Origin of the sequence: Streptomyces sp. NPDC052043 (assembly GCF_044548235.1) — a bacterium.
Lineage (GTDB): Bacteria > Actinomycetota > Actinomycetes > Streptomycetales > Streptomycetaceae > Streptomyces.
Window position 1 is genome coordinate 680,150 of record NZ_JBIUBT010000001.1, and the last position, 22,761, is coordinate 702,910.

Here is a 22,761-nt window from a genome sequence, read left to right on the forward strand (position 1 = left end):
ACCGTGTGACCGCGGGGCATGAGCCGTAAGCACTCACAGGCAATGAGGCCTGACCCGCATGCGCAGGGCCGGGCGACTCCGCCCTTTCCTGCTCTTCCCCGGGCCGACGGACACCGATCCGACCGATCTCGTCCGCCGTCGCCCCACAGCTTTCACCGCCGGGCGCGGTCCACCGCCGTCAGCCCGAGGTGCCCGCATGCTGGAACACGGTTTCCGATTCCCGAGAAACCCGCCATCATGTAATCTGCACGAAATATTGCATTTCAGACAGAGGGCCAGCGTCGTCCCTCGGCACGCGTTCCCCCAGAGCCTGAACGGCCTGGAGGGGACCCCCACGCCAGATGACGACGACGGGAGAGCCGATGCGTATGCCGCGCCAGCCGTCCCAGCACTCCGCGAACGACCAGAACTGGTCGTTCATGGATGCCCGCCCTGCCGCACAGGGCATGTACGACCCCCGCTACGAGCACGACGCCTGCGGCGTCGGCTTCGTCGCCACCCTCACCGGCGAGGCGAGCCATGCGCTGGTCGAGCAGGCGCTCACGGTTCTGCGCAACCTGGAACACCGCGGCGCGACCGGCTCCGAGCCCGACTCCGGCGACGGCGCCGGCCTGCTCTCCCAGGTGCCCGACGCGTTCCTGCGCAAGGTGGCCGGATTCGAACTGCCCGCGGCCGGCGCCTACGCCGTCGGCATCGCCTTCCTGCCCGAGGACGGCACCGAGGAGGTTGTCTCCCGTATCGAGGCGATCGCGGCCGACGAGGGCCTGACCGTCCTCGGCTGGCGCGAGGTCCCGGTCGCCCCCGAACTGCTCGGCGCCACCGCCCGCTCCACCATGCCCGTCTTCCGCCAGCTGTTCGTCTCCGACGGCATGAGCGGGGGCATCGCCCTGGACCGCAAGGCGTTCGCGCTGCGGGGGCGCGCCGAGCGCGAGGCCGGCGTCTACTTCCCGTCGCTGTCGGCCCGCACCCTCGTCTACAAGGGCATGCTCACCACCGGTCAGCTGGAGCCCTTCTTCCCGGACCTGTCCGACCGCCGCTTCGCCTCGGCCATCGCGCTCGTCCACTCCCGCTTCTCCACGAACACCTTCCCGAGCTGGCCGCTCGCGCACCCGTACCGCTTCGTCGCGCACAACGGCGAGATCAACACCGTCCAGGGCAACCGCAACTGGATGCGCGCCCGGGAGTCCCGGCTGGCCTCCGACCTGTTCGGTCCCCGGGAGACGCTGGAGCGGATCTTCCCGGTGTGCACGCCGGGCGCCTCCGACTCCGCCTCCTTCGACGAGGTCCTGGAACTGCTCCACCTCGGCGGCCGCTCGCTGCCGCACGCCGTGCTGATGATGATCCCGGAGGCGTGGGAGAACCACGACGCCATGGACCCGGCCCGGCGCGCCTTCTACGAGTACCACTCCACGATGATGGAGCCCTGGGACGGACCGGCCTGCGTCACCTTCACCGACGGCACCCAGGTCGGCGCCGTGCTCGACCGCAACGGCCTGCGCCCCGGCCGCTACTGGGTCACCGACGACGGCCTCGTCGTCCTCGGCTCCGAGGTCGGCGTGCTCGACATCGACCCGGCCAGGGTCGTCCGCAAGGGCCGCCTCCAGCCCGGCCGCATGTTCCTCGTCGACACCGCCGAGCACCGCATCATCGAGGACGACGAGATCAAGGAGTCCCTCGCCGCCGAGCAGCCCTACGCCGACTGGGTCCAGGCCGGCGAGATCGAGCTGGGCGACCTGCCCGAGCGCGAGCACATCGTGCACACCCACGCCTCGGTCACCCGCCGCCAGCAGACCTTCGGCTACACCGAGGAGGAGCTGCGCGTCCTGCTCGCACCGATGGCCAGGACCGGCGCCGAGCCGATCGGCTCCATGGGCACCGACTCGCCGATCGCGGCCCTCTCCGAGCGCCCGCGGCTGCTCTTCGACTACTTCACCCAGCTGTTCGCGCAGGTCACCAACCCGCCGCTGGACGCGATCCGCGAGGAGCTGGTCACCTCCCTGCGCAGCTCGCTCGGCCCGCAGGGCAACCTGCTCCAGCCGACCGCGGCCTCCTGCCGCAGCGTCGTCCTGCCCTTCCCGGTGATCGACAACGACGAGCTGGCCAAGCTCATCCACATCAACGCCGACGGCGACATGCCCGGCTTCAAGGCCGCGACCCTCTCCGGCCTGTACCGGGTCTCCGGCGGCGGCGACGCGCTGGCCGCGCGCATCGAGGAGATCTGCGCCGAGGCCGACGCCGCCATCGGCAACGGCGCCCGCCTGATCGTCCTGACCGACCGCCACTCGGACGCCGAGCACGCCCCGATCCCGTCGCTGCTGCTCACCGCGGCCGTCCACCACCACCTGATCCGCACCAAGCAGCGCACCCACGTGGGCCTGCTGGTGGAGGCCGGCGACGTCCGCGAGGTCCACCACGTCGCCCTGCTGATCGGCTACGGCGCCGCCGCGGTCAACCCGTACCTGGCCATGGAGTCCGTCGAGGACCTGGTCCGCGCCGGCACCTTCCTGCCGGGCGGCGAGCCCGAGAACGCCCTGCGCAACCTCATCCACGCCCTCGGCAAGGGCGTGCTGAAGGTCATGTCCAAGATGGGCATCTCCACCGTCGCCTCCTACCGCGGCGCCCAGGTCTTCGAGGCCGTCGGCCTGGACGACGGCTTCGTCGACCAGTACTTCAACGGCACCACCACCAAGATCGGCGGCGTCGGCATCGACGTCGTCGCCGAGGAGGTCGCCGCCCGCCACGCCAAGGCCTACCCGGCCTCCGGCATCGCCCCGGCGCACCGCGCGCTGGAGATCGGCGGCGAGTACCAGTGGCGCCGCGAGGGCGAGCCGCACCTGTTCGACCCGGAGACGGTCTTCCGCCTCCAGCACTCCACGCGCACCGGCCGCTACGACATCTTCAGGAAGTACACGGACCGGGTGAACGAGCAGTCCGAGCGCCTGATGACGCTCCGCGGCCTGTTCGGCTTCGCCTCCGGCCGCGCGCCGATCCCCGTCGACGAGGTCGAGCCGGTCAGCGAGATCGTCAGGCGCTTCTCCACCGGCGCCATGTCGTACGGCTCCATCTCCAAGGAGGCGCACGAGACCCTCGCCATCGCCATGAACCAGCTGGGCGGCAAGTCCAACACGGGCGAGGGCGGCGAGGACGCGGACCGCCTGTACGACCCGGCCCGCCGGTCCGCCATCAAGCAGGTGGCCTCCGGCCGCTTCGGGGTGACCAGCGAGTACCTCGTCAACTCCGACGACATCCAGATCAAGATGGCCCAGGGCGCCAAGCCCGGCGAGGGCGGCCAGCTGCCCGGCCACAAGGTCTACCCGTGGGTGGCCAGGACCCGGCACTCGACCCCGGGCGTCGGCCTGATCTCCCCGCCGCCGCACCACGACATCTACTCCATCGAGGACCTGGCCCAGCTGATCCACGACCTGAAGAACGCGAACCCGCGGGCGCGGATCCACGTCAAGCTGGTCTCCGAGGTCGGCGTCGGCACGGTCGCCGCGGGCGTCTCCAAGGCGCACGCGGACGTGGTCCTGATCTCCGGACACGACGGCGGTACCGGTGCCTCCCCGCTGACCTCGCTGAAGCACGCGGGCGGCCCCTGGGAGCTGGGCCTGGCCGAGACCCAGCAGACGCTCCTGCTCAACGGACTGCGGGACCGCATCGTCGTGCAGACCGACGGCCAGCTCAAGACCGGCCGCGACGTGGTGATCGCCGCGCTGCTGGGCGCCGAGGAGTTCGGTTTCGCGACCGCGCCGCTGGTCGTCTCCGGCTGCATCATGATGCGCGTGTGCCACCTGGACACCTGCCCGGTCGGCATCGCCACCCAGAACCCGGTGCTGCGCGAGCGGTTCACCGGGCAGGCCGAGCACGTGGCGAACTTCTTCCGGTTCATCGCCGAGGAGGTCCGCGAACTCCTCGCCGAACTGGGCTTCCGCTCCATCGAGGAGGCCGTCGGCCACGCCGAGGTCCTCGACGTGACCCGGGCGGTCGACCACTGGAAGGCGCAGGGCCTGGACCTGGAGCCGCTGTTCCACGTGCCCCAGCTGCCCGAGGGCGCGGTGCGCCACCAGGTGACCGCCCAGGACCACGGCCTGGAGAAGGCGCTCGACAACGAGCTGATCAGGCTCGCCGCCGACTCCCTGGCCGCGACCGGCGCCGCCGACGCGCAGCCGGTGCGCGCCCGGGTCGCCATCCGCAACATCAACCGCACGGTCGGCACCATGCTCGGCCACGAGGTGACGAAGCGGTTCGGCGGTGCGGGACTGCCCGACGACACCATCGACATCACCTTCACCGGCTCGGCAGGCCAGTCCTTCGGCGCCTTCGTGCCGCGCGGGATCACGTTGCGCCTGGAGGGCGACGCCAACGACTACGTCGGCAAGGGCCTGTCGGGCGGCCGGATCGTGGTCCGTCCGGACCGCGCCGCCGACCATCTCGCCGAGTACAGCGTCATCGCGGGCAACACTCTCGCCTACGGCGCGACCGGCGGCGAGATGTTCCTGCGCGGCAGGACCGGTGAGCGGTTCTGCGTGCGCAACTCCGGCGCGACGGTCGTCTCCGAGGGCGTGGGGGACCACGGCTGCGAGTACATGACCGGCGGGCGCGCGGTGGTCCTCGGCGAGACCGGCCGCAACTTCGCGGCCGGCATGTCCGGCGGCATCGCCTACGTCGTCGACCTCGACCGCGACAACGTCAACCCCGGCAACGCGGCGGCGGTCGAGGCGCTGGACGCCTTCGACCGGCAGTGGCTGCACGACGTCGTGCGCCGGCACCAGGAGGAGACGGGCTCGACCGTCGCCGAGAAGCTGCTCGCCGAGTGGGACACGGCGGTGGAGCGCTTCAGCAAGATCATCCCCCGTACGTACAAGGCAGTGCTCGCCGCCAAGGACGCCGCCGAGCGGGCCGGTCTGTCCGAGACCGAGATCACCGAGAAGATGATGGAGGCGGCGATCCATGGCTGACCCGAAGGGCTTTCTGAACCACGGCCGCGAGGTCGCAGAGTCCCGCCCGGTCGAGGAGCGCACCAAGGACTGGAACGAGGTCCACGTCCCCGGCTCGCTGCTGCCGATCATCAGCAGGCAGGCCGGCCGGTGCATGGACTGCGGCATCCCGTTCTGCCACAACGGCTGTCCGCTCGGGAACCTGATCCCGGAGTGGAACGACTACGCCTACCGCGGGGACTGGGCCGCCGCCTCCGAACGGCTGCACGCGACCAACAACTTCCCCGAGTTCACCGGCCGGCTGTGCCCGGCGCCCTGCGAGTCGGCCTGTGTGCTCGGCATCAGCCGGCCGCCGGTGACCATCAAGAACGTCGAGGTCTCGATCATCGACCAGGCGTGGGAGAACGGCGACGTCGCCCCGCGCGTCCCCGAGCGGCTGTCCGGCAGGACCGTCGCCGTCATCGGGTCGGGACCGGCGGGCCTGGCCGCCGCCCAGCAGCTGACCAGGGCGGGCCACACGGTCGCCGTCTACGAGCGCGCGGACCGCGTCGGCGGCCTCCTGCGCTACGGCATCCCCGAGTTCAAGATGGAGAAGCGGCACATCAACCGCCGTGTCGAGCAGATGCGCGCGGAGGGCACCCGCTTCCGCACCGGCGTCGAGGTCGGCCGCGACCTGAAGGCCACCGACCTGAGGAAGCGCTACGACGCGGTCGTCGTCGCCGCCGGCTCCACCACCGCCCGCGACCTGCCCGTCCCCGGCCGTGAACTGCGGGGCGTGCACCAGGCGATGGAGTACCTGCCCCTGGCCAACAAGGTCCAGGAGGGCGACTATGTGGTGGCCCCGATCTCGGCGCAGGGCAAGCACGTCGTCGTGATCGGCGGCGGTGACACGGGCGCGGACTGCGTGGGCACCGCCCACCGCCAGGGCGCCGCCTCCGTCACCCAGCTGGAGATCATGCCGCGTCCGAACGACGAGCGGCACCCGGTCGACCAGCCCTGGCCGACCTTCCCGATCCTCTACAAGGTCACCTCGGCCCACGAGGAGGGCGGCGAGCGGATCTACTCGGCCTCCACGACCCACTTCGAGGGCGACGAGGACGGCAACGTGCAGTGGCTGCACCTGGCCGAGGTCGAGTTCGTGGACGGCAGGCCGGCCCGGAAGCCGGGCAGCGAGCGCAGGATCCCGGCCCAGCTGGTCACCCTCGCCATGGGCTTCACCGGCACGGACCGGGAGAACGGCCTGGTCGACCAGTTCGGCCTGGAACTGGACGAGCGCGGTAACATCGCCCGTGACGCCGACTTCCAGACCAACGTGCCGGGTGTCTTCGTCGCCGGTGACGCCGGCCGCGGCCAGTCCCTCATCGTGTGGGCCATCGCCGAGGGCCGCTCCGCCGCCAGCGGTGTCGACCGCCATCTCAGGGGCGCCGGCGACCTGCCGGCCCCGATCCGGCCGACGGACCGCGCGCTGACGGTCTGACGACGGCCACCGGGGGACCCGACGGTCCCCGTGCAGACGTCCGTACAACGGCGTACGGAGCACCAGACGGCGCCTGCCCCAGTCCCCGACCGGACGACCGGGCAGGCGCCGCCGCATGCGCCAGTGCCTAGGGCACCCGGTACGTCTTGCCGTGCAGCGTCCACACCAGCGGAGCCTGAAGATCCAGGTTCCCGTCGTTCAGGAACTGCCGCTGGGCCGCGTCGATGCGCTCGGTGCCGACGTCGGGCTTCGTCTCCTTCATGATCTTGCGGTGAATGTCCAGGAAGATGTCGAGGTACGCCTTCTCGCTGCCGCCCATGGCCGGGGTGTCGACCTCCTGCAGGACGCGCTCGCGCAGGCCGTAGAAGCTGTCGGGGTCGGTGCCGGGGCCGTGGAAGACCATCGCGTCGTAGTAGACGAACTGGCCGAGCGTGCCCAGGCCGTCCAGCTTGGCGAGGCGGACGGCGGGGTTGAAGTAGGCGCGGTCGCGCTCCGCCTCCTGGGCCTCGCGGAAGGCCGGCAGCTCCGACTCGGCCTTCCAGGCCGCGGTGAAGCCGGGGTCCAGGCCCTCGTGGGAGTCCGTGCCGTCGACCTCGCGCAGCGCCGGCAGGTACGCGGCGAGGGCGTTGTCCGGGTGGTCCTTGGTGTAGTGCTCGACCAGCGTGAGCAGGTCCTGGGTGCCGGTGCAGAAGCCGATGATGCCCGCGGTGTACCCCTGGCCGTCGCCGAAGTCCTCGATGGAGCCGTAGCTGCTGCGCCAGTCGAGCGTGGAGTGCACGGCGCTCGCCACGAGTTGCTGGGCCAGATCCTTCTTCTTGGGCGCGGCGAGCCCCGGCGCGGCATCGGCGACCACCTCGTCGTCCTCGGCCTCCTCCTGCGACCGCTCGGCACGCGCCTTGGTGCCCTTGCGGGACTCGTGGGCGACCGACGCGTGCTTCCCCGTCCCCGTGTCCGGACCCGGATCCCGGGGATCGACGGCGAGCAGCACCGCGAACGCGACGACTGGAGCGGCCACCAGAAGCAATATTCCAGGACGTTTCATGACAGATACCCGTACGGCCTGATCAGGCCGCCCCTCCCGACAGTTCCGAGACCTTCGCCCAGCTGAGCGTCATGAGCAGGACCAGCAGGGCCCGCCGGGACGTGAGGCCGGCGAAGACACCAACCACAGCAGCAGGCCCGCCATGCACCGGTCGACGCCGCCCCCCGCCGGCCCACGCCCGAGCATCGGTGGGGACGGCGGCGAACAAAATAGCGAACTGCTGTGACAGATGGTAAAGGCGGGGCCCGCGATCCCGGAACCGTGCTCAGGTCAGGTGTCGCACTCCAGAACCGTGCGGCACAGGGCGCACCGGGCGCGCATCCGGCCCTGGACCGGAACCCTGATGCGCTGGTGGCAGGTGGGGCAGGCGAAGGACACCCGCAGAGGCTCGCGGCCGCCGGGGCTGAAGCAGTACGGCGCTTCCGGCTGGGGGAGCGGCACTTGGCCGTGGTCCTGGGCGTGCCGGCGGTCGCGCGCGTACCGGCGGCGGCCCGCCCAGCCCGCCGCCGTCAGGGGCGGCTGCTGCTCGTCACGGCGGGCCCTGGCCATGCCCTTGACGTACGCCTCGTACCCCTGCGGGCTGGTGAACCACGTCGAGGGGTCCTCGCCGAACACCAGCGCCCGCTTGGCCAGCACATAGCCGAACTCCTCCGGCGTGAGGTAGCCGAGTTTCTGCGACGACACGCCGTCCTCCCGGAAGGCGTCCAGCAGCAGCCAGCCCGCGCCCAGGTACGTCGCCACCGTGTCCGTGAGGATCTCGTTGTCGCGGGTGCTGGGGAAGGACAGGTCCAGGCGGTGCAGGTAGACGTGGGTCACCTCGTGGGCGAGGGCCGCGCCGATGTCCCGGCGGTGGGTGCGGAAGCGGTCGTTCAGCTCGACGAAGTACTCGGGGCCCGCCGCCAGCTCGACGTTCGCCGCGTGCGTCATCTCGCGGAAGCTGACGATCATGCGGGCGTCCGGCAGCCGGAAGTGGCGGACCAGCTCGTGGGCCACGCGCTGCGTCCCCAGATGCAGGTCGTCGGTGTCGCAGAAGGCGACGTCGGCCGGGGCCACGCTGGTCGCGAACGTCTGCACGGTGCCGTACGAGAGCCGCTTGTAGAGCGAGGTGATCGCGGCCCGCACCGTCTCCAGATGCGGGAAGCCGTGCACCACCGGTCCGCCGTTCGCCACGTCCGAACCCCCAAGGAGACGCCCTCAACTGCTTCCCACTGTAGGCGGGCAGGCGCGGGCACGCGGATCCTCACCCGCCCGTCCGGCGCCTGCCCACCCCGTAGGGTGGGCGCCCATGACCACCAGCAACACCGCCACCGGTGACACCGACCCCGTCGGCGCCGGCGTCAACGAAGAACTCGCGCGGCTGCGCGACAGCATCGACAACATCGACGCGGCCGTCGTCCACATGCTCGCCGAGCGGTTCAAGGCGACCCAGCAGGTCGGCCACCTCAAGGCCGCCCACCAGCTGCCGCCCGCCGACCCGGCCCGCGAGGCCCGGCAGATCGCCCGCCTGCGCGCCCTGGCCGAGGACGCCAAACTGGACCCCGCGTTCGCCGAGAAGTTCCTGAACTTCATCATCGCTGAAGTAATCAGGCACCATGAACGGATCGCAGAAGACGCTGTGACCAGCGAAGACACTCCGGGATCTTGACGTGCCCACTGCGGAAACTGATCGTTTAGGAGATATTTGGGGGGTCAGCCCTCCCAGACACTCTCCCAACCCAGGTTCCGCATCGCCCGCTCATACAACCCCTGCAACCCATCAAGCCGATGGATCCGCATCGACGGCGTCGGATGCCGGTACGTGCCCTTGATCCCAGGATACTTGTGCCCCATCTGCTCGTACCCCAACACCGGCGCCACATCGACCTGCTCCTGCCAACTGTCGTGCGTGTGCCGCAGATCCCGCATCGTCAACCCCGACATGATCGGCTCCCACGCCGGGCTCGCCGGCCGGCCACGGCCCGGCTGCCGCTCCTCCCGCCCGTCCGCCGCGGGCCGCAGCACCTCGAACCAGTAGCTCCGCCACCACCACTTCCCCGACTTCGTCGTGAACACGAAGTCGTGCGGCCAGTCCGCCAGATGCTTCTCCAGCAGCACAGCCAGGAACGGCGGCAGGTCGACGTCCCGGGCGGACTTGGCGTTCTTCGGCGGCTCCAGCCCGCGGTACGCGCGCCGCTTACCGTCCTCGTCCCGCCGCGTGTACTCGGCCAGCGCACCCTCGTCCTCGTCGATCCGCAGGATCGGGCAGGAGAAGGTGCCACCGTCGTGACGCTGCCTGCGCTCAAGGAGAGCGTTACGGCGGTGCAGCCCAACGAGCTCCTCCCACCGCACCCCCGTCCACGCCGCGGTGACGACGTGCAGCCCGTAGACGGGCCCGAGACGGCGGGCGAGCTGCAGCACAACCTCCGGCTCCGCCACCTGGTCCTCGTCGGCCTTCCTCTTCACGACGTCGGCGGGCAGGCCGGTGAGGCGACGACCGGCCAGCGGATTCACCATCAGGTAGCGCTTGTCGACAGCACCGTTGAGAATGCGGCTCATCAGCTGCACGCAGTCCCGCACCGTGCTGCGGGCCGCGGTGAGCGCCAACTCCCGGGCCCACGCCTCCACGTCGAACCAGTTGAGGGCGATCAGCGGGGTGTCTTTCCACTTGGGGAGGATGTGCGTCTCCAGCCGCTCCCACCGGTTCATCGTCGTCCGGCCGCGAGGCTTCTGCGCCTCCATCCACTCCACCACGAAGGCACCGAACTTCTTACGTGACAGTTCAGGGTCGACCCAGCGGCCCTCACGGATCGCCGCCTCCTGCTGCTCCCCCCACTCCTTGGCGAGCGTCTTCGTCGGGAAGCCCGGCTCGCTACCCCACGTGCCGTCAGGCCGCTTGTATCTCGCCCGCCACGTGTACTTCGTCGTCTTCTTCCCCTTGACGACCTTGTAGACCTTCTCGGCGTAGGCCATGGTGCCCCCTTGCGTCAGCGTGCGCCGGCTAGCTTCTCGCGATACCCCTGCGGGTAGCGACACCAACGCGGAGTGCGCTGGGTGGCGAGACGGCTCAGCGTGTCCGCGGCGCGCTGGGTGAGGATGCCCGACTTCTCGTCAAGCGAATACGTGATCGACTCGGGAGTGTCGTCGATGACGATCGCGAACTGCTCGGGCAGATCGGCTACGCACTCGAAGCGGACGGGCACGATCGGCCCGGGCCGAGTTGAGGGCGGGCGTAGCGTCCACAACTTCGTCGTGTCGGTGAAGGCTTGATCGAGCCAGGCGGCCCCGTCCTCGCCGACGTCGTCTTCGTGGATCCTGATCTGGGATCCGTTGTAGCAATCGATGATCTCAGGCTCTATGTAGCGCCCGCTGACACGCTCGACGTGCAACACCAACACGTTTTCCCCATCCGAGCAGTGGCCCCCCTCGGCGGTTCCTGGCATGCAACCACACTTTTGATCCAAAAGACACAGCGTGTGGCGTAATGATCACTGAGTGTCTGGTGTGGCGTCCGTGTCCTGTGTGACTTCCTGAAGGTGACGGCGGCGCCTGCGCCACTCGGTCAACGCCTCTTCGACTTCCTGCGGCGTCATGTCGACGCCACCCTTCAGCAGCACGATCATCCGCGCGTCGGAGTCCTTCGGCCCTAGGTGGACGACGGTACTGCCGAGCGTGCGCCCGCTGTGCAGCTCCAGGGCTACGTCGGGCGGCAGGTCGGATGCGCTGCTGCGGTCGCCGGCTGCGGGCTGGGCCAGTTCGGGCTCGGCGCCCTCGAGGACGCGGGCCGCCGAGTCGTGGGTCCAGCCGACAGCGTCCGCGTAGGCGCGGACGGCCGGGGTGATGTTCTTGAACGGCTTGCCGGCCTCGATGTTCTGGATGGTGGCTCGGCCGACGCTGATGCGCTGTGCCAGTTCGGGCTGCTTGAGCCCCATGGTCTTACGTGCCTGCGCCAGTCGGGCGCCGAGTCGACTCCAGTCGCGGTCCATGACTCCTCATCATGCCGCATACCTCTGCAACCGTGCACGCCTACTCGGCCATGCTTGACCTGCCTATTTATGAGGCTAGAGGTAAGCAATGGTTGCACGCGACATGTGCAATTTAGGCATGACTTACCCATGGCCAACACTTTGACCCTGTGCTACCGCCTAGAAAAGTAGGCATCTTGGGTTGCACATGTAGGCATCCTGGGCCTACATTCTGGGTGTGAGACCGAGCGGCACCGCAATCCGGGCCATACGAAACGGCCAAAACCTTGGCCTGCGCGAGCTCGCCACGCGCACAGGACTCGACCGCGGACACCTCTCCCGCATCGAACGCGGCGAGGTCTGCAACCCCGCGAGCCACACCATCCACCGCATCGCCGACGCCCTGAAAGTCCCAGTCGATGCCATCACCAGAACCGAGGAGCAGACGTGACCAAGCTCGAGCCTCCCCCCACCCCGGCTCAGATCGACATCCCCCCGCTCGACCCCCTCAAGCGCTACAGCCCCGACGAGGTGTACAGCCTCGGCTACCTGCCCTACACGGCCCGCGTCCTGCGCGAGAAGTCGTACAAGCGGGAGCTCTACCACCACAAGGACGGCGGCCGGATCACCTTCACCGCCGAGGACATCCTCCGCAACAGCCGCCTCGGAGCCGTCGAGCCGTTCTCCAGTCCCAAGCCGGCCCGCACCCGCAGCAAGGCCACGCCGCCGGCTGAGCCGGCCCGCGAGCCGGCCCGCGCCGCCTGACGGCAGCAAAGAGGTCGCCCCTTACTGCCAAGCCAGGGACGACCTCGCGATCCCCAACCAGAACGCACGAAGCGAAAGGGACCGCCTGTGTCCATTCTGCCCCACGAGCCGCCCAAGGTCGTCAAGCTCGACCTGTCGGCCGGCTCCATCGACACCGTGATGGTCGACGGCGAACCCCACGTGGTGTTCCGCCCGGCCGTCGAAGCGATCGGCCTCAGCTACCCCGCGCAGCTGCGCAAGCTGAACGACCGGTCATGGGCCAACCGTTGCGATATCGCCACGGTTGCCGAGGACGGCAAGACCCGGCAGATGGTCGCCGTCGACGTCCGCACCTTCCTCATGTGGCTCGCCACCGTCAACGAGACGAAGGTCGCCGACGAAGTCCGCGACACCCTCGTCGCCTACCAGCAGGAGACGACCACCGCGGTCAACGCCTACTGGACCGAGGGCGGCGTCATCAACCCGCGGGCCACGGAGGAGCAGCTCGACTCCCTCATCGCCCGCGCCAAGCAGCAGGCCGAGGTGCTGTCCATCCTCTCCGGGATCGTCTCGCCTCAGTGGCTGGAGACGAAGGGCCGCCTCGTCGCCGCCCGCGCCCTCGGCGAGGAGCCGGAGGTCGACCCGCTCGACATCCCCATGTACGTGCCGGACTTCCTGAAGGACAAGGGCCTGAAGCGCCGCGACATCGAGTCGGTGCAGTCCTGGTTCGGCCGGCGTGCCGCGGCCATCTACCAGGCGCAGACCGGCGAGGACATCGGCGTGCGGCAGTCGGATCTCCCGAACGGCTCGGTGCGCGAGACGAAGGCGTGGACGGAACGGCACCGCCCGGTCTTCGAGGAGACGTGGGACCGCTACTACGCCGACCAGTTCCCCACCCAGCTCGGACTCGGGGAGGCGTCGTGAGCTACGACCTGACCGCGTTCGAGGCCCTGATGCGCGCCTCCGACGTGCGCCTGCCGTCCGCTGTGCAGGTCGCCTTCGAGCAGGCCGAGGAGACGCTGCGCGCCATCTACCCGGAGGGGTTCGACCTGTCCGAGGTGGGCCGTCTCGCCTGGGACAGCCTGCATGACGACCTGAAGCCGGCCGCCCTGGACGCCCTCTTCTACGCCTGGTGGGAGCGGGAGCAGGACCGCAAGACCCGCAACGCCTGGGGCGGTGACGACCGGTGACCCGCCCGATCTCCGACTTGGATGTGCCGCTGCCGACGCTGCGCGAGCGGATCGCCGCCCTCGTCGCCTCCCAGCGCGCGGACCGCCCCGCCGACCGCCCCGCCCCCACCGACACCCAGCCCGACACCACGCCCGAGGAGACGCCGTGAACGCTCCCAACCTCGACTCCGGTCTCGCCGCGGTCCTCGACCACGTCCGCGAGGTGCACGGCCCGATCGGCGAGGCCATCACGGACGGCAAGGAGATCACCGCGGCCGACTGCGCCCTGCTGTCCGGCGCGGTCGGGGCCCTGCTGGACGCGATCGACGTCCGCACCGAGGCCCCGCGGCTCAAGGAGGCGGCGTGATGGCCACCGCGATCGCACCCCGTCCGTTAGCGGATCTGGAGCAGGACGCGCTCGCCCGCGTCGAGCAGGAGATGGCCCGCCGCGCCCGCGGTGTGAAGCCGTGGACGTTCACCGAGTACGTCGACGAGATCGAAGCCGTCCACGTCCGCTACAACCACCGGCGGCAGTGGCTGCGCGTGCACGAGCAGGAGGCCGCAGCGTGAGCATCCTCGACCTGCCGCCCACCCCGACGACCGCCGACCCGGTCATCGTGCCCGGCCTCCTGTCCGGCCTCGGCATCACCCGCCGGCCCGTCCCGGCCTGGGTGAAGGACAAGGGGCTCGCCGAGTCCATCGCCCTCGGGTTCGTCGAGATCGACGACGAGCTGATGGGAGACCCGCGGTGACCTGGATCGTCGACGCCCTGCTCGTCTCGGGCACCGTCTTCCTCCTCCTCTTCGGCGAGTCGATCGCCGCCCGCATCCGCACCCGCAAGGGAGTCCACCGATGACCACCGCCATCCCGCTCGGGACGACCGGCAAGCACTCCCCGGCCTACGTCGACCTCCGCGCCTACACCCGGCAGGTGGAGGACGACAACCGGCAGCTCTCCACCGCGAACGAGCAGCAGGCCGGCGAGCTCCACACCGCGCTCGTCCGCGGCTGCCAGGACGCCATGTACATCGCCCGCCTGGAATGCGAACACGTCGCCCTGCTGGCGGCGAACGAGAACCTGCGGCACGCGACGATCCGCGCCAAGGCCGAACAGGAGCGACTGCGCCGCGCCGTCGTCAACGCCCGCCCCCGCATCCGCGAAGTCCCGACCGACCTGGTCCGCCCCTACTCGCCGGTCGTCGAACTGCCCTACGTGGCCCCGGTGCCGCACCGCGACACCAGCAACGAGACCACCCAGCAGCTCCCGATCCTCGACCAGCCCGCCGCTCCCTGGCCCACCTACCGGGTGCGGACCGCCTGAACTCGCCGCCCCGCCGGATGACACCGGCCGGCGGGAGCGGCGCCCCAAGAAGAAACCCCCGCCCGGGGCTACGGGCGGGAGTCCCAACCACAGAATCCCAGGAGAAGACCGTGAAGGTCCCCACCGACGTCATCCAGGTCCTCGACCGCGCCCAGACCGACGGGCCGCGCCTCGTCCTCACCGGCACCCTCGACCGCAAGCTGTACCTCGACACCGCGAAGGTCCTCGAGGCGGCCGGCGGGAAGTGGAACCGCAAGGAGCGCGCTCACCTCTTCGACGGCGACGCCGCCGACGCCATCGAGACGGTCATCCTCACCGGCGAGGTCACCAGCCGCAAGCAGCAGTTCGGCTACTTCCCGACCCCCGTGCCGGTCGTGCAGCAGCTCATCGACCTCGCCCACATCGAGCCCGGCATGCGGGTGCTGGAGCCGTCCGCTGGCCGTGGCGCCATCGCCCTGGCCGCCGTCCGAGCCGGAGCTGTCGTCGACTGCGTGGAGATCCAGCCCGACCACGCCAACGCGCTCGTCGCTCACCGCGAGCGGAACATCACCGCCATCACCGCCGACTTCCTCGCGACCGACCCGCGCCCCGTCTACGACCGCGTCGTGATGAACCCGCCGTTCGCCCGACAGGCCGACATCACGCACGTCAAGCACGCCTGGCAGGCCCTCAAGCCCGGCGGCCGACTGGTCGCCGTCATGTCCGCAGGCGTCACGTTCCGGCAGACCTCGGCCGCGGTCGCGTTCCGGTCCCGGCTGGAGGCCCTGGGCGGCCAGATCCACCCGCTGCCGGAGGGCGCGTTCCAGGAGTCCGGCACCGGCGTCAACACCGTCATCGCCGTCCTGCCGAAGCCCGCCTAACCCGCAACCGAAGAACCCCCGGACGCTCGTACCGCCCGGGGACTCCACCAACAAGGATCCCACGGAGGAACCCAGTGATCAACGAAACCACCACCGAGTACACGATGCTCATCCACGGCGAGCAGCGGTACACCATCCGCGACGCCATCCAGGCCGCGCCCGGGCTGGTCATCTTCCGGCTGCCCGCCGAGCACGTCACCAACGACCCGGCCCGCTGGCGGATCGGCCACCACGAGGGCCTCGGCATCGCCGAAGCAATGCGCCGCGAGGACGCGCTCAAGGGCGTGCAGATCCTCAAGGACACCGGCATCGACTGGACACAGGACACCGAAACCATCCAGTCCGCCATCAGTAAGGACACCGTCAGCGACCTGACCACCAAGCTCAGCTGGGCCTGGTGCGAGGCCCCCGGCAGCGCCTACATGCCCGGCGACGTCACCAGCAACGGCACCTACACCGACGCCGACATCCAGGCCGCGGCCGACGAGTTCAAGGCCGACCGGCTCAGCGCCTACGACATCTTGCTCGCGATGACGTACCGCGTCCCGTGGATGGGCCTCGACACCGAACCGTTCAACGAGGCCCACGACCGCATCGTCACCGCCGCGGGCGCCGAGTAGCCGTACACCGCGCCACAACTTCACAGCCGGCGGCGCGTCGAGTCCCCCGCTCCGCGCCGCCACACCAGGCGGCTCGCCCCGCACCACCCCCGGTCGGGGCGGGCCGCCGTCCATCAGCACACCCTCAGGAGGGGTACATGAGCACTGAAAGCACCACAAAACCGACGACGCCCCTGGCGTTCGTCGACACGGAGACCACTGGCCTCGACCCGCGCAAGCACGACGCGTGGGAGATCGCCGTCATCCTGCGCCGTCCCGGAATCGCCGACACGGAGCACCTCTTCCAGCTCCGCACCAGCCTCTCTACCGCCGACCTGAAGGCCCTGGAGATCGGCCGCCACGCGGAACGGTTCGCCGTCCCCAACGGGGAGTTCGCGATCCAGCTGCCCACCGCCACCACACCGGGCCCCGCGACGCTCACCGAAGCAGACCTCATGCACGAGCTGCTGGCCCTCCTCGACGGAGCCATGCTGATCGGATCGAACCCGGCCTTCGATGACCGCTTCCTGACCAAGCTGTTCAACGAGGCTGGCCTGCCGACCCGCTGGCATTACCGCACCATCGACATCGCCACCCTCGCCGCCGGCTACCGGCACGGGCAGGCCGCGTCGGGCGCCTACGGCGGCGACTTCCTCTTCCCCGGCGACTACCCGCAACTGCCGTACAAGTCCTACGAGCTGTCCCGCGCCGTCGGCGTCGAGCCGCCCGCCAAGGACGTCGCGCACACCGCGCTCGGAGACGCCCGCTGGGCCCGCGACGTGTACGACGCGGTGACGGGCGGTGCGAAGTGACCGCCGCGGTGGAGGTGGAGGCGCCGGCCGAGGTCCAGCCCGGCCTGTACGACATCGACGCCGAGCTGTACCACCAGGACCCGATCCCCGGCGGCAGCCTCTCCTCAACCGGCGCCCGCACGCTGGTGAAGAGGTGCCCGGCCGTCTTCAAGTGGCAGCTCGACAACCCGCAGCCCCACAACAAGGCCCTCGACCTCGGCACCGCCGCCCACAGGCTCGTCCTCGACGACGGACCCGAACTCGTCCTCGTCGACGCCGACAAGTGGAACACCAACGCCATCAAGGCCGAGGTCGCCGCGATCCGAGACGCCGGCCACATCCCGCTCAAGCGGCACGAGCTCGAGCAGGTCAAGGCCATGGCCGCCGCCCTGCGCGAGCACGAGGAAGCAGCCCGCCTGCTGGAGCCCGGCTCCGGCGTCGCCGAACAGTCCGCCTTCTGGCAGGACAACGGCATCTGGCGCCGGGCCCGCTTCGACTGGCTCCGCAACGACGGCCAGATCGCCGACTACAAGACTGCCCGATCCTGCCGCCGCGAAGACCTCGAGAAGGCGTTCCACGAGCACGGATACGCGCAGCAGCAGGAGTGGTACGTCGATGCCGGTGTCGCGCTCGATCTGGCCGACCCGGAGCAGCCGTTCCAGTTCGTGCTGCAGGAGAAGGACCCGCCGTACCTCGTCGTCGTCACCACCTGCGACCCGATGGCCCGCGGCATCGGCCGCCACCTCAACGACGTAGCCCTCAACACCTACGCCCTCTGCCGCGAGAACGGCGAATGGCCCGGCTACCTCCCCAACCCGATGATCGCGCTCCCCTCGTGGGTCGAGCGCCAGTACGCCTAGGAGAACCCCGCATGTCCCAGCTTGGTCAGCCCGTCCGCGCCGCCCGCCCTGCCGCGCAGGAAGCCGCCTCCGGGCAGTTCGCGTTCCGCCCCGCCAGCAAGGCTGGCCGCAAGGCCCGCCTGTCCATCCAAGGCATGTCCGGCTCCGGCAAGACCTGGACCGGCCTCAGCATCGCCCAAGGCCTGTCCGAGGGCCGCAAGTTCGCCGTCATCGACACTGAGAAAGGCGCCGCCAGCCTGTACGCCGGGATCGGCGGCATGCAGTTCGACAGCTGCCCCATGGACCGCTATGACCCGCGCGACCTGATCCGAGTCCTCGACGCCGCCGCGCAGGCCGGCTACCCGACCGTGTTCGTCGACAGCCTCTCCCACTTCTGGAAGGGCACCGACGGAACCCTCGACCAGGTCGAGAAGGCCAGCAGCAGGTACGGCGGCAACAAGTTCGCCGGATGGAAGGACGGCACTCCGCTCCAGAACGACATGGTGGCCGCGATCCTCGCCTACCCCGGTCACGTCGTCGCCTCGATGCGCTCCTACACGGAATGGGTGCTTGAGGGCGGCAAGCCTCAGCGGGTCGGCACGCGGCCCGAGCAGCGCAAGGGCATCGAGTACGAGTTCGACGTCGCCGTGTCGATGGACCTCGAGAACACGCTCGAGGTTCTCAAGTCCCGCTGCCCCGACCTGCACCGCAAGGCCATCAAGCGGCCGGTCGGAGCCCGCGACATCGCCGCCCCGCTCCTCGCCTGGCTGAACGCCAGCCCCGAACCCACTGAGCAGCAGTAGCCCGCACACGCGATCGGGCCGCCCCGCGGGCAATGCGGGGCGGCCCCTCACCCCAAGAACATCACAGCCTCAAGGAGCCCGCCATGGCCCGCAAGCTCACCCCTGCCGAACGTCTCGCCTCCGCCGAGAAGGACTTCCTCCTCGAGGAGATCGCCGACCAGTCCTCCTGGGACCAGTTCCTCGTCGAACAGGCCGTCTTCCACTTCGGGCAACGGCACAACGAATTCTCCTGCAACGACCTGCGCGACGTGCTGCCCGAGCTCGGTCACGGCTTCCTCGGCGCCGCCATCAACAGCCTGCGCACCGCCGGGATCATCGCCCACACCGGCCGCATGGTCCCGTCCACCCAGGCCAACACGCACGGCCACCGCATCGCCGTCTGGGAACTCACCAGCAAGGGCCAGGTCATAGCCACCCAGCGCCGCAACCGGGCACAGCAGCGGAGGGCCGCGTGAACACCCTCGCCCTGTATCTGGCCGCGGGCCGCAGCCTCCACCCGTGGCTCGACCAGGCCGTCGCGTTCGTGGAGTGGACCGCCCCCGGCGTCGGCCTCATCGCAGCCCTCTACGCCGCGCTCGCCGGCATCGCCGCTATCCGCCGCGGCATCCGCCGGCTCCGCGACCGGCGCCACGGCTGGAGCCTCCGCGACCTCGAGCGATTCGCCAACAACCCCGACGACCCCCGCTACGCCAACACCCCAGCCCGGAAGGAGAACCGGCCGTGACCCGCCGTACCGGAGAGCCGCCCCACCACAACACCCTCACCTGCTACACCAACTACGGATGCCGCCTCCCCGACTGCGTCGAGCGGTACCGGGCATGGCGGGACGGCCGCGAGGCCGCCATCAAGGCCGGCGAGTGGCAGCCCCACGTCGATGCCGAGCCCGTCCGCCAGCACCTCCTCATGCTTGCCGAGCGCAAGATCACCCTGCATCGCGCCGCAGCGATGGCAGGCGTCGGCCTCAGCTCGCTACACCCCCTGTTCCAGCCTCAGAACGGCCGTCGTAGGCCCGTCCGCCACACCGTCCGCGCCGAAGTCGCGGCAAAGGTCCTCGCCGTCACCCCAGACGCCGCCACGCCCGGCCGCATGGACCCGACCGGCACGGCCCGCCGCATCAAAGCCCTCGTCGCCGATGGCTGGCCCATGCGCCACATCGGCTACCAGCTCGGCTTCGGCGCCACCTACGTCCACCAGATCGTCCAGCGCGCCGCCGACGGTCACCTGGTCGTCACCAGCACAGCCCTCACCGTCGCCGACGGCTACGAGCGACTGAAGGACCAGCAGCCCTCAGAGCACGGCGTGAGCCAGCGCGTCATCAACCTGGCCCGCAACCACGCCACCTCCCGCCGCTGGCCGCCCACCCGCTACTGGGCCGACCGCATGGACGTCATCGACGACCCGCACTTCGAGCCGATGTACGGCCTCAAGCGCCGGGAGATCGTCGCCCAAGACGCCAACTGGGTGATGCGCACCACCGGCCTCGACCGCGCCACCACCGCGGCCCGCCTCGGCATCTCCAAGGCGTACATCGACCACGCCTTCCGCGAGCACCCCGAATACGCGATCGAGGTCGCCGCATGAGCCGCGCCGCCATCGCCGAACTCCTGCGCGCCGGCTACGGCGACCGCACCATCGCCCGCCAACTCAACGTCACCGCCGCCACCGTCACGCAGACGCGGCGGGAACTCGGGCTCCCGCCCGCCCGAGCCGGGAACAAACCAGCCGCGACAGTCGAAGAACTGTTCTGGCGCCGCACCCGACCCATCGACGGCGGCCACCTCGAATGGACCGGCCACCGCAGCAGCAAGGGCGTCGCGGCAGTCAAGTGGCAGAAGACCGACCACACCGCCCGCCGGATCGCCTACCGCATCCGCCACAACACCGACCCCACCGGCTACGCCCACGCCGTCTGCGACTACGACGGCTGCGTCGCCCCCGCACACATCGCCGACTCCGCGACCGTCCCCCGCAAGGGCAGGCCCGGCGCCAGCCGGAAACCGAACGGAAGCCGGGACCAGATCGTCGCCCTGCTCCGGCAAGGGCACACCGACCAAGCCATCCGGAAAGCCCTCCACACCGATGCGAAGCGGGTCGCCCGCATCCGTAAAGAGGAGGGCCTGCCCCCGGCGCCGCAGCGGATCATCACGTTCGCCGACAAGTGGGCCGCCAACACCGCACCCGCCGACGACGGACACCTGCGCTGGACCGGCCGGCTCCGCGACGGAGTCACCCCATCGCTCGTCTATCGGGGCCGCGAATACAGCGCCCGCCGCGCCGCCTTCGAAGAGCACTACAGGCGGGAACCAGTCGGCCTCGTCCTCCCCGGATGCGACTGGGAGCCCTGCGTGCGCCCCGACCACCTCGAGGACCGAACCATCCGCCAGGCCCTCACCGCCCAATACGACGCGATCTTCGGCGACCAAGCCGCCTAGCCCGCACACGGCAACGGCCCCCGCAACGGCGGGGGCCGGAGGAAGGAAGAAACGGATGTCAGTCGTCGGAGGAGCGCTGCTCTTCGACCTCGCGGACCAGCCGGCGAACGTGCTCGCGCGTGTACCCGGTCAGCTCGACGACCTCGCTCTGCCTCATGCCCTGCTGCATGGCCTCGGCCATGGCAACGGCGAGGGCGGCGCGCGCATCGTCGGCACGCTTCTCGGCAGCGGTCTTGGCGCGCACGGCCTTCCGCAGCGCGGCGACGGTCTCCTCGGTGACGGGCATGTCGACATGTTCGCACATCCGGGTGGCCACATGGAAGTCGACTCTCCTGACTCATTTTTGATGCTCGCGTGTGGCCACATGAATGTGGCATCATGGGTGAGGCGGATCAAGGGGATCAACCGCCCAGTTCCGTCACGCCCATTGGACTTTCCAAAGGACCTCTACATGGCCGTTTCCAAGCGCCTCCGATACGAGATCTTCCGCAGGGATGCTCACACCTGCCGCTGCTGCGGCGCGTCCGCCCCAGACGTCCCGCTGCGCGTCGATCACGTCACCCCAGTCGCGCTCGGCGGCACCGACACTGCAGACAACCTCGTCACCAGCTGCGAGCCCTGCAACAGCGGCAAGAGCTCCTCGAGCCCGGACGCCACCCACGTGGCCGCCGTGTCCGACGACGCACTCCGCTGGGCCGACGCGATGAAGCAGGCCGCCGGCAACCTGCGCGAGCAGGAAACCCCCAAGCTCGAGTACCGCGACGCCTTCCTCGGTGAGTGGAACCGCTGGCACGTCGGCAAGGACGACGCCAACAAGGTGCCGCTGCCAAAGGATTGGAAGCAGAGCGTCGAACGCTTCCGCGTCGCTGGCATACCCGTCTGGATGTGGGCCGACATCGTCGACGCCGGCATGGGCAACGACAAGGTCAAGCCCGACAACACCTTCCGCTACTGCTGCGGCATCGCCTGGAACAAGGTCACCGAACTCCAGGCCGAAGCTCGGCGGATCGTCGGCGCCAGCCAGGCGCCAGCCAGCACCGATAGTCGTGAAGCGGTGTTGATGGCGGCCTTCACCGTCTGGCGCTGCGGCTTGATCGAGAACGAAGAGCCGCCCACCGCACAGCAGGAAGAAGAGTTCCGCAGCAGCCTCGCCAACATCTCCGACCGAGAGTGGACCGAACCCGAGCGGATCATTCAGGCCGCCCAGTTCGCGACGTACTTCGGAATCACCGACATCACCGCCGCCCTGCATGACATGGACCGCGATACCGCGTGGCGCGCGTGGCTTACCGCATGGCCCACCACCTGGGTTTCAAGGGGGGAAGGGCCCTGGGACGGCGAGTCCGTCGGCGGCCCGAGCGACGAGGCCATGAAGCAAGTCAGGCAGCAGATCGACAAGCTCCTCGAGGCCGACATCTACGTTGCCCGCCTCGTGCGAGCAGCCAGTCACGCGGGGATCCACAAGTCGGTGCGGATCTACCACGGTCTCAGCGACGACGAACTGCAAGCGACCGGGGTGAACCCCTGGCGGTCTCAAGCATCCGAGCTGTGGCGCATCGCCTTCACGGCCTCGGGCGAGATCGAACCATCGAAGGAAGAGACCTCGAGGTTCTTCGCCAGCCTCAGCCGCATCGGCGAGGACGGCAACTTCTGCGTCGGCGACGTCTACATCGCCGCGTCCGCCGCCGGTGCCTACCAGGACCCGGATGTGACCACCTGCCTCCCGCGAAGGCTCTCCGCGCTCGAGGCGGCAAGCGCACCGCTTCAGCCGACTTCCTGACCGCCTGCCCCTGCGCACTGAGAAGAG

At 69.9% G+C, this 22,761-nt stretch carries 28 protein-coding genes; 22 read left to right on the plus strand and 6 right to left on the minus strand.

The window, feature by feature from the left end:
- Window positions 1–446 precede the first annotated feature (446 nt).
- On the plus strand, window positions 447–4,958 hold the full coding sequence (gltB, locus tag ACIHCX_RS03025) for a glutamate synthase large subunit (protein WP_400026601.1): 4,512 nt from the start codon (window positions 447–449) through the stop codon (window positions 4,956–4,958).
- The gene (locus ACIHCX_RS03030; RefSeq protein WP_400025984.1) at window positions 4,951–6,414 is read left to right on the plus strand and encodes a glutamate synthase subunit beta; all 1,464 of its coding nucleotides are present in this window, start codon (window positions 4,951–4,953) and stop codon (window positions 6,412–6,414) included. Before gltB ends, ACIHCX_RS03030 begins: the two co-directional genes overlap by 8 nt.
- A gap of 127 nt (window positions 6,415–6,541) precedes the next feature.
- Here ACIHCX_RS03030 and ACIHCX_RS03035 read toward each other — a convergent pair whose 3' ends face one another.
- Together ACIHCX_RS03035 and ACIHCX_RS03040 are read right to left on the minus strand one after the other, a co-directional pair.
- Window positions 6,542–7,456 (minus strand): chitosanase, encoded by a 915-nt coding sequence (locus ACIHCX_RS03035; RefSeq protein WP_400025986.1) that lies wholly within the window; start codon window positions 7,454–7,456, stop codon window positions 6,542–6,544.
- Window positions 7,457–7,726: 270 nt separating this feature from the next.
- Window positions 7,727–8,626, minus strand: coding sequence for a hypothetical protein (locus tag ACIHCX_RS03040; RefSeq protein ID WP_400025987.1), 900 nt, complete (start codon window positions 8,624–8,626; stop codon window positions 7,727–7,729).
- A gap of 115 nt (window positions 8,627–8,741) precedes the next feature.
- On the opposite strand from ACIHCX_RS03040, the gene ACIHCX_RS03045 reads away from it, so the two are divergent.
- On the plus strand, window positions 8,742–9,101 hold the full coding sequence (locus tag ACIHCX_RS03045; RefSeq protein ID WP_400025988.1) for a chorismate mutase: 360 nt from the start codon (window positions 8,742–8,744) through the stop codon (window positions 9,099–9,101).
- A gap of 44 nt (window positions 9,102–9,145) precedes the next feature.
- On the opposite strand, the gene ACIHCX_RS03050 is transcribed toward ACIHCX_RS03045, so the two are convergent.
- From ACIHCX_RS03050 to ACIHCX_RS03060, 3 genes are read right to left on the minus strand one after another with little or no spacing between them, the layout of a single operon-like run.
- Complete coding sequence (locus tag ACIHCX_RS03050) at window positions 9,146–10,405, minus strand: hypothetical protein (protein ID WP_400025990.1); 1,260 nt, start codon at window positions 10,403–10,405, stop codon at window positions 9,146–9,148.
- A 14-nt stretch (window positions 10,406–10,419) separates the two neighbouring features.
- Window positions 10,420–10,875, minus strand: a complete 456-nt coding sequence (locus ACIHCX_RS03055) for a hypothetical protein (RefSeq protein ID WP_400025991.1) — start codon at window positions 10,873–10,875, stop codon at window positions 10,420–10,422.
- Between the two features lie 45 nt (window positions 10,876–10,920).
- Window positions 10,921–11,418, minus strand: a complete 498-nt coding sequence (locus tag ACIHCX_RS03060) for a helix-turn-helix domain-containing protein (RefSeq protein WP_400025992.1) — start codon at window positions 11,416–11,418, stop codon at window positions 10,921–10,923.
- A 217-nt stretch (window positions 11,419–11,635) separates the two neighbouring features.
- On the opposite strand from ACIHCX_RS03060, the gene ACIHCX_RS03065 reads away from it, so the two are divergent.
- The 18 genes from ACIHCX_RS03065 (at window position 11,636) to ACIHCX_RS03150 (ending at window position 20,954) form a co-directional block, all read left to right on the plus strand.
- Complete coding sequence (locus tag ACIHCX_RS03065) at window positions 11,636–11,848, plus strand: helix-turn-helix domain-containing protein (RefSeq protein ID WP_400025993.1); 213 nt, start codon at window positions 11,636–11,638, stop codon at window positions 11,846–11,848.
- Window positions 11,845–12,162, plus strand: a complete 318-nt coding sequence (locus ACIHCX_RS03070; RefSeq protein ID WP_400025995.1) for a hypothetical protein — start codon at window positions 11,845–11,847, stop codon at window positions 12,160–12,162. The genes ACIHCX_RS03065 and ACIHCX_RS03070 overlap by 4 nt, the downstream gene beginning before the upstream one ends.
- An 87-nt stretch (window positions 12,163–12,249) precedes the next feature.
- The gene (locus tag ACIHCX_RS03075) at window positions 12,250–13,065 is read left to right on the plus strand and encodes a phage antirepressor N-terminal domain-containing protein (RefSeq protein WP_400025996.1); all 816 of its coding nucleotides are present in this window, start codon (window positions 12,250–12,252) and stop codon (window positions 13,063–13,065) included.
- On the plus strand, window positions 13,062–13,331 hold the full coding sequence (locus ACIHCX_RS03080) for a hypothetical protein (protein WP_400025998.1): 270 nt from the start codon (window positions 13,062–13,064) through the stop codon (window positions 13,329–13,331). Before ACIHCX_RS03075 ends, ACIHCX_RS03080 begins: the two co-directional genes overlap by 4 nt.
- A complete protein-coding gene (locus tag ACIHCX_RS03085; RefSeq protein ID WP_400025999.1) occupies window positions 13,328–13,480 on the plus strand; it encodes a hypothetical protein in 153 nt (50 codons plus the stop codon). Before ACIHCX_RS03080 ends, ACIHCX_RS03085 begins: the two co-directional genes overlap by 4 nt.
- Complete coding sequence (locus tag ACIHCX_RS03090) at window positions 13,477–13,677, plus strand: hypothetical protein (RefSeq protein ID WP_400026001.1); 201 nt, start codon at window positions 13,477–13,479, stop codon at window positions 13,675–13,677. Before ACIHCX_RS03085 ends, ACIHCX_RS03090 begins: the two co-directional genes overlap by 4 nt.
- Window positions 13,677–13,880, plus strand: coding sequence for a hypothetical protein (locus ACIHCX_RS03095; RefSeq protein WP_400026003.1), 204 nt, complete (start codon window positions 13,677–13,679; stop codon window positions 13,878–13,880). The genes ACIHCX_RS03090 and ACIHCX_RS03095 overlap by 1 nt, the downstream gene beginning before the upstream one ends.
- Window positions 13,877–14,062: a hypothetical protein gene (locus ACIHCX_RS03100; RefSeq protein ID WP_400026004.1), complete on the plus strand. Its 186-nt coding sequence runs from the start codon at window positions 13,877–13,879 to the stop codon at window positions 14,060–14,062. The genes ACIHCX_RS03095 and ACIHCX_RS03100 overlap by 4 nt, the downstream gene beginning before the upstream one ends.
- Window positions 14,063–14,162: 100 nt before the next feature.
- Entirely contained in the window at window positions 14,163–14,630 is a 468-nt protein-coding gene (locus tag ACIHCX_RS03105; protein ID WP_400026006.1) for a hypothetical protein, read from the plus strand.
- A gap of 110 nt (window positions 14,631–14,740) precedes the next feature.
- Complete coding sequence (locus ACIHCX_RS03110; RefSeq protein WP_400026008.1) at window positions 14,741–15,490, plus strand: methyltransferase; 750 nt, start codon at window positions 14,741–14,743, stop codon at window positions 15,488–15,490.
- A 74-nt stretch (window positions 15,491–15,564) separates the two neighbouring features.
- On the plus strand, window positions 15,565–16,110 hold the full coding sequence (locus tag ACIHCX_RS03115; protein WP_400026009.1) for a hypothetical protein: 546 nt from the start codon (window positions 15,565–15,567) through the stop codon (window positions 16,108–16,110).
- A gap of 137 nt (window positions 16,111–16,247) precedes the next feature.
- Window positions 16,248–16,901, plus strand: a complete 654-nt coding sequence (locus ACIHCX_RS03120) for a hypothetical protein (RefSeq protein WP_400026011.1) — start codon at window positions 16,248–16,250, stop codon at window positions 16,899–16,901.
- Window positions 16,898–17,740: a PD-(D/E)XK nuclease-like domain-containing protein gene (locus ACIHCX_RS03125; protein ID WP_400026012.1), complete on the plus strand. Its 843-nt coding sequence runs from the start codon at window positions 16,898–16,900 to the stop codon at window positions 17,738–17,740. Before ACIHCX_RS03120 ends, ACIHCX_RS03125 begins: the two co-directional genes overlap by 4 nt.
- Before the next feature lie 11 nt (window positions 17,741–17,751).
- Window positions 17,752–18,522, plus strand: coding sequence for an ATP-binding protein (locus tag ACIHCX_RS03130; protein ID WP_400026014.1), 771 nt, complete (start codon window positions 17,752–17,754; stop codon window positions 18,520–18,522).
- Between the two features lie 83 nt (window positions 18,523–18,605).
- The gene (locus tag ACIHCX_RS03135; RefSeq protein WP_400026015.1) at window positions 18,606–18,977 is read left to right on the plus strand and encodes a hypothetical protein; all 372 of its coding nucleotides are present in this window, start codon (window positions 18,606–18,608) and stop codon (window positions 18,975–18,977) included.
- Complete coding sequence (locus ACIHCX_RS03140; RefSeq protein ID WP_400026016.1) at window positions 18,974–19,246, plus strand: hypothetical protein; 273 nt, start codon at window positions 18,974–18,976, stop codon at window positions 19,244–19,246. The genes ACIHCX_RS03135 and ACIHCX_RS03140 overlap by 4 nt, the downstream gene beginning before the upstream one ends.
- On the plus strand, window positions 19,243–20,103 hold the full coding sequence (locus ACIHCX_RS03145; protein ID WP_400026018.1) for a hypothetical protein: 861 nt from the start codon (window positions 19,243–19,245) through the stop codon (window positions 20,101–20,103). The genes ACIHCX_RS03140 and ACIHCX_RS03145 overlap by 4 nt, the downstream gene beginning before the upstream one ends.
- Window positions 20,100–20,954, plus strand: coding sequence for a hypothetical protein (locus tag ACIHCX_RS03150; RefSeq protein WP_400026020.1), 855 nt, complete (start codon window positions 20,100–20,102; stop codon window positions 20,952–20,954). Before ACIHCX_RS03145 ends, ACIHCX_RS03150 begins: the two co-directional genes overlap by 4 nt.
- Before the next feature lie 58 nt (window positions 20,955–21,012).
- Here the strand turns inward: ACIHCX_RS03150 and ACIHCX_RS03155 are convergent, their stop codons facing one another.
- A complete protein-coding gene (locus tag ACIHCX_RS03155) occupies window positions 21,013–21,240 on the minus strand; it encodes a hypothetical protein (protein WP_400026022.1) in 228 nt (75 codons plus the stop codon).
- 165 nt (window positions 21,241–21,405) lie between these two features.
- On the opposite strand from ACIHCX_RS03155, the gene ACIHCX_RS03160 reads away from it, so the two are divergent.
- Window positions 21,406–22,734, plus strand: coding sequence for an HNH endonuclease (locus ACIHCX_RS03160; RefSeq protein WP_400026024.1), 1,329 nt, complete (start codon window positions 21,406–21,408; stop codon window positions 22,732–22,734).
- Window positions 22,735–22,761 lie beyond the last annotated feature (27 nt).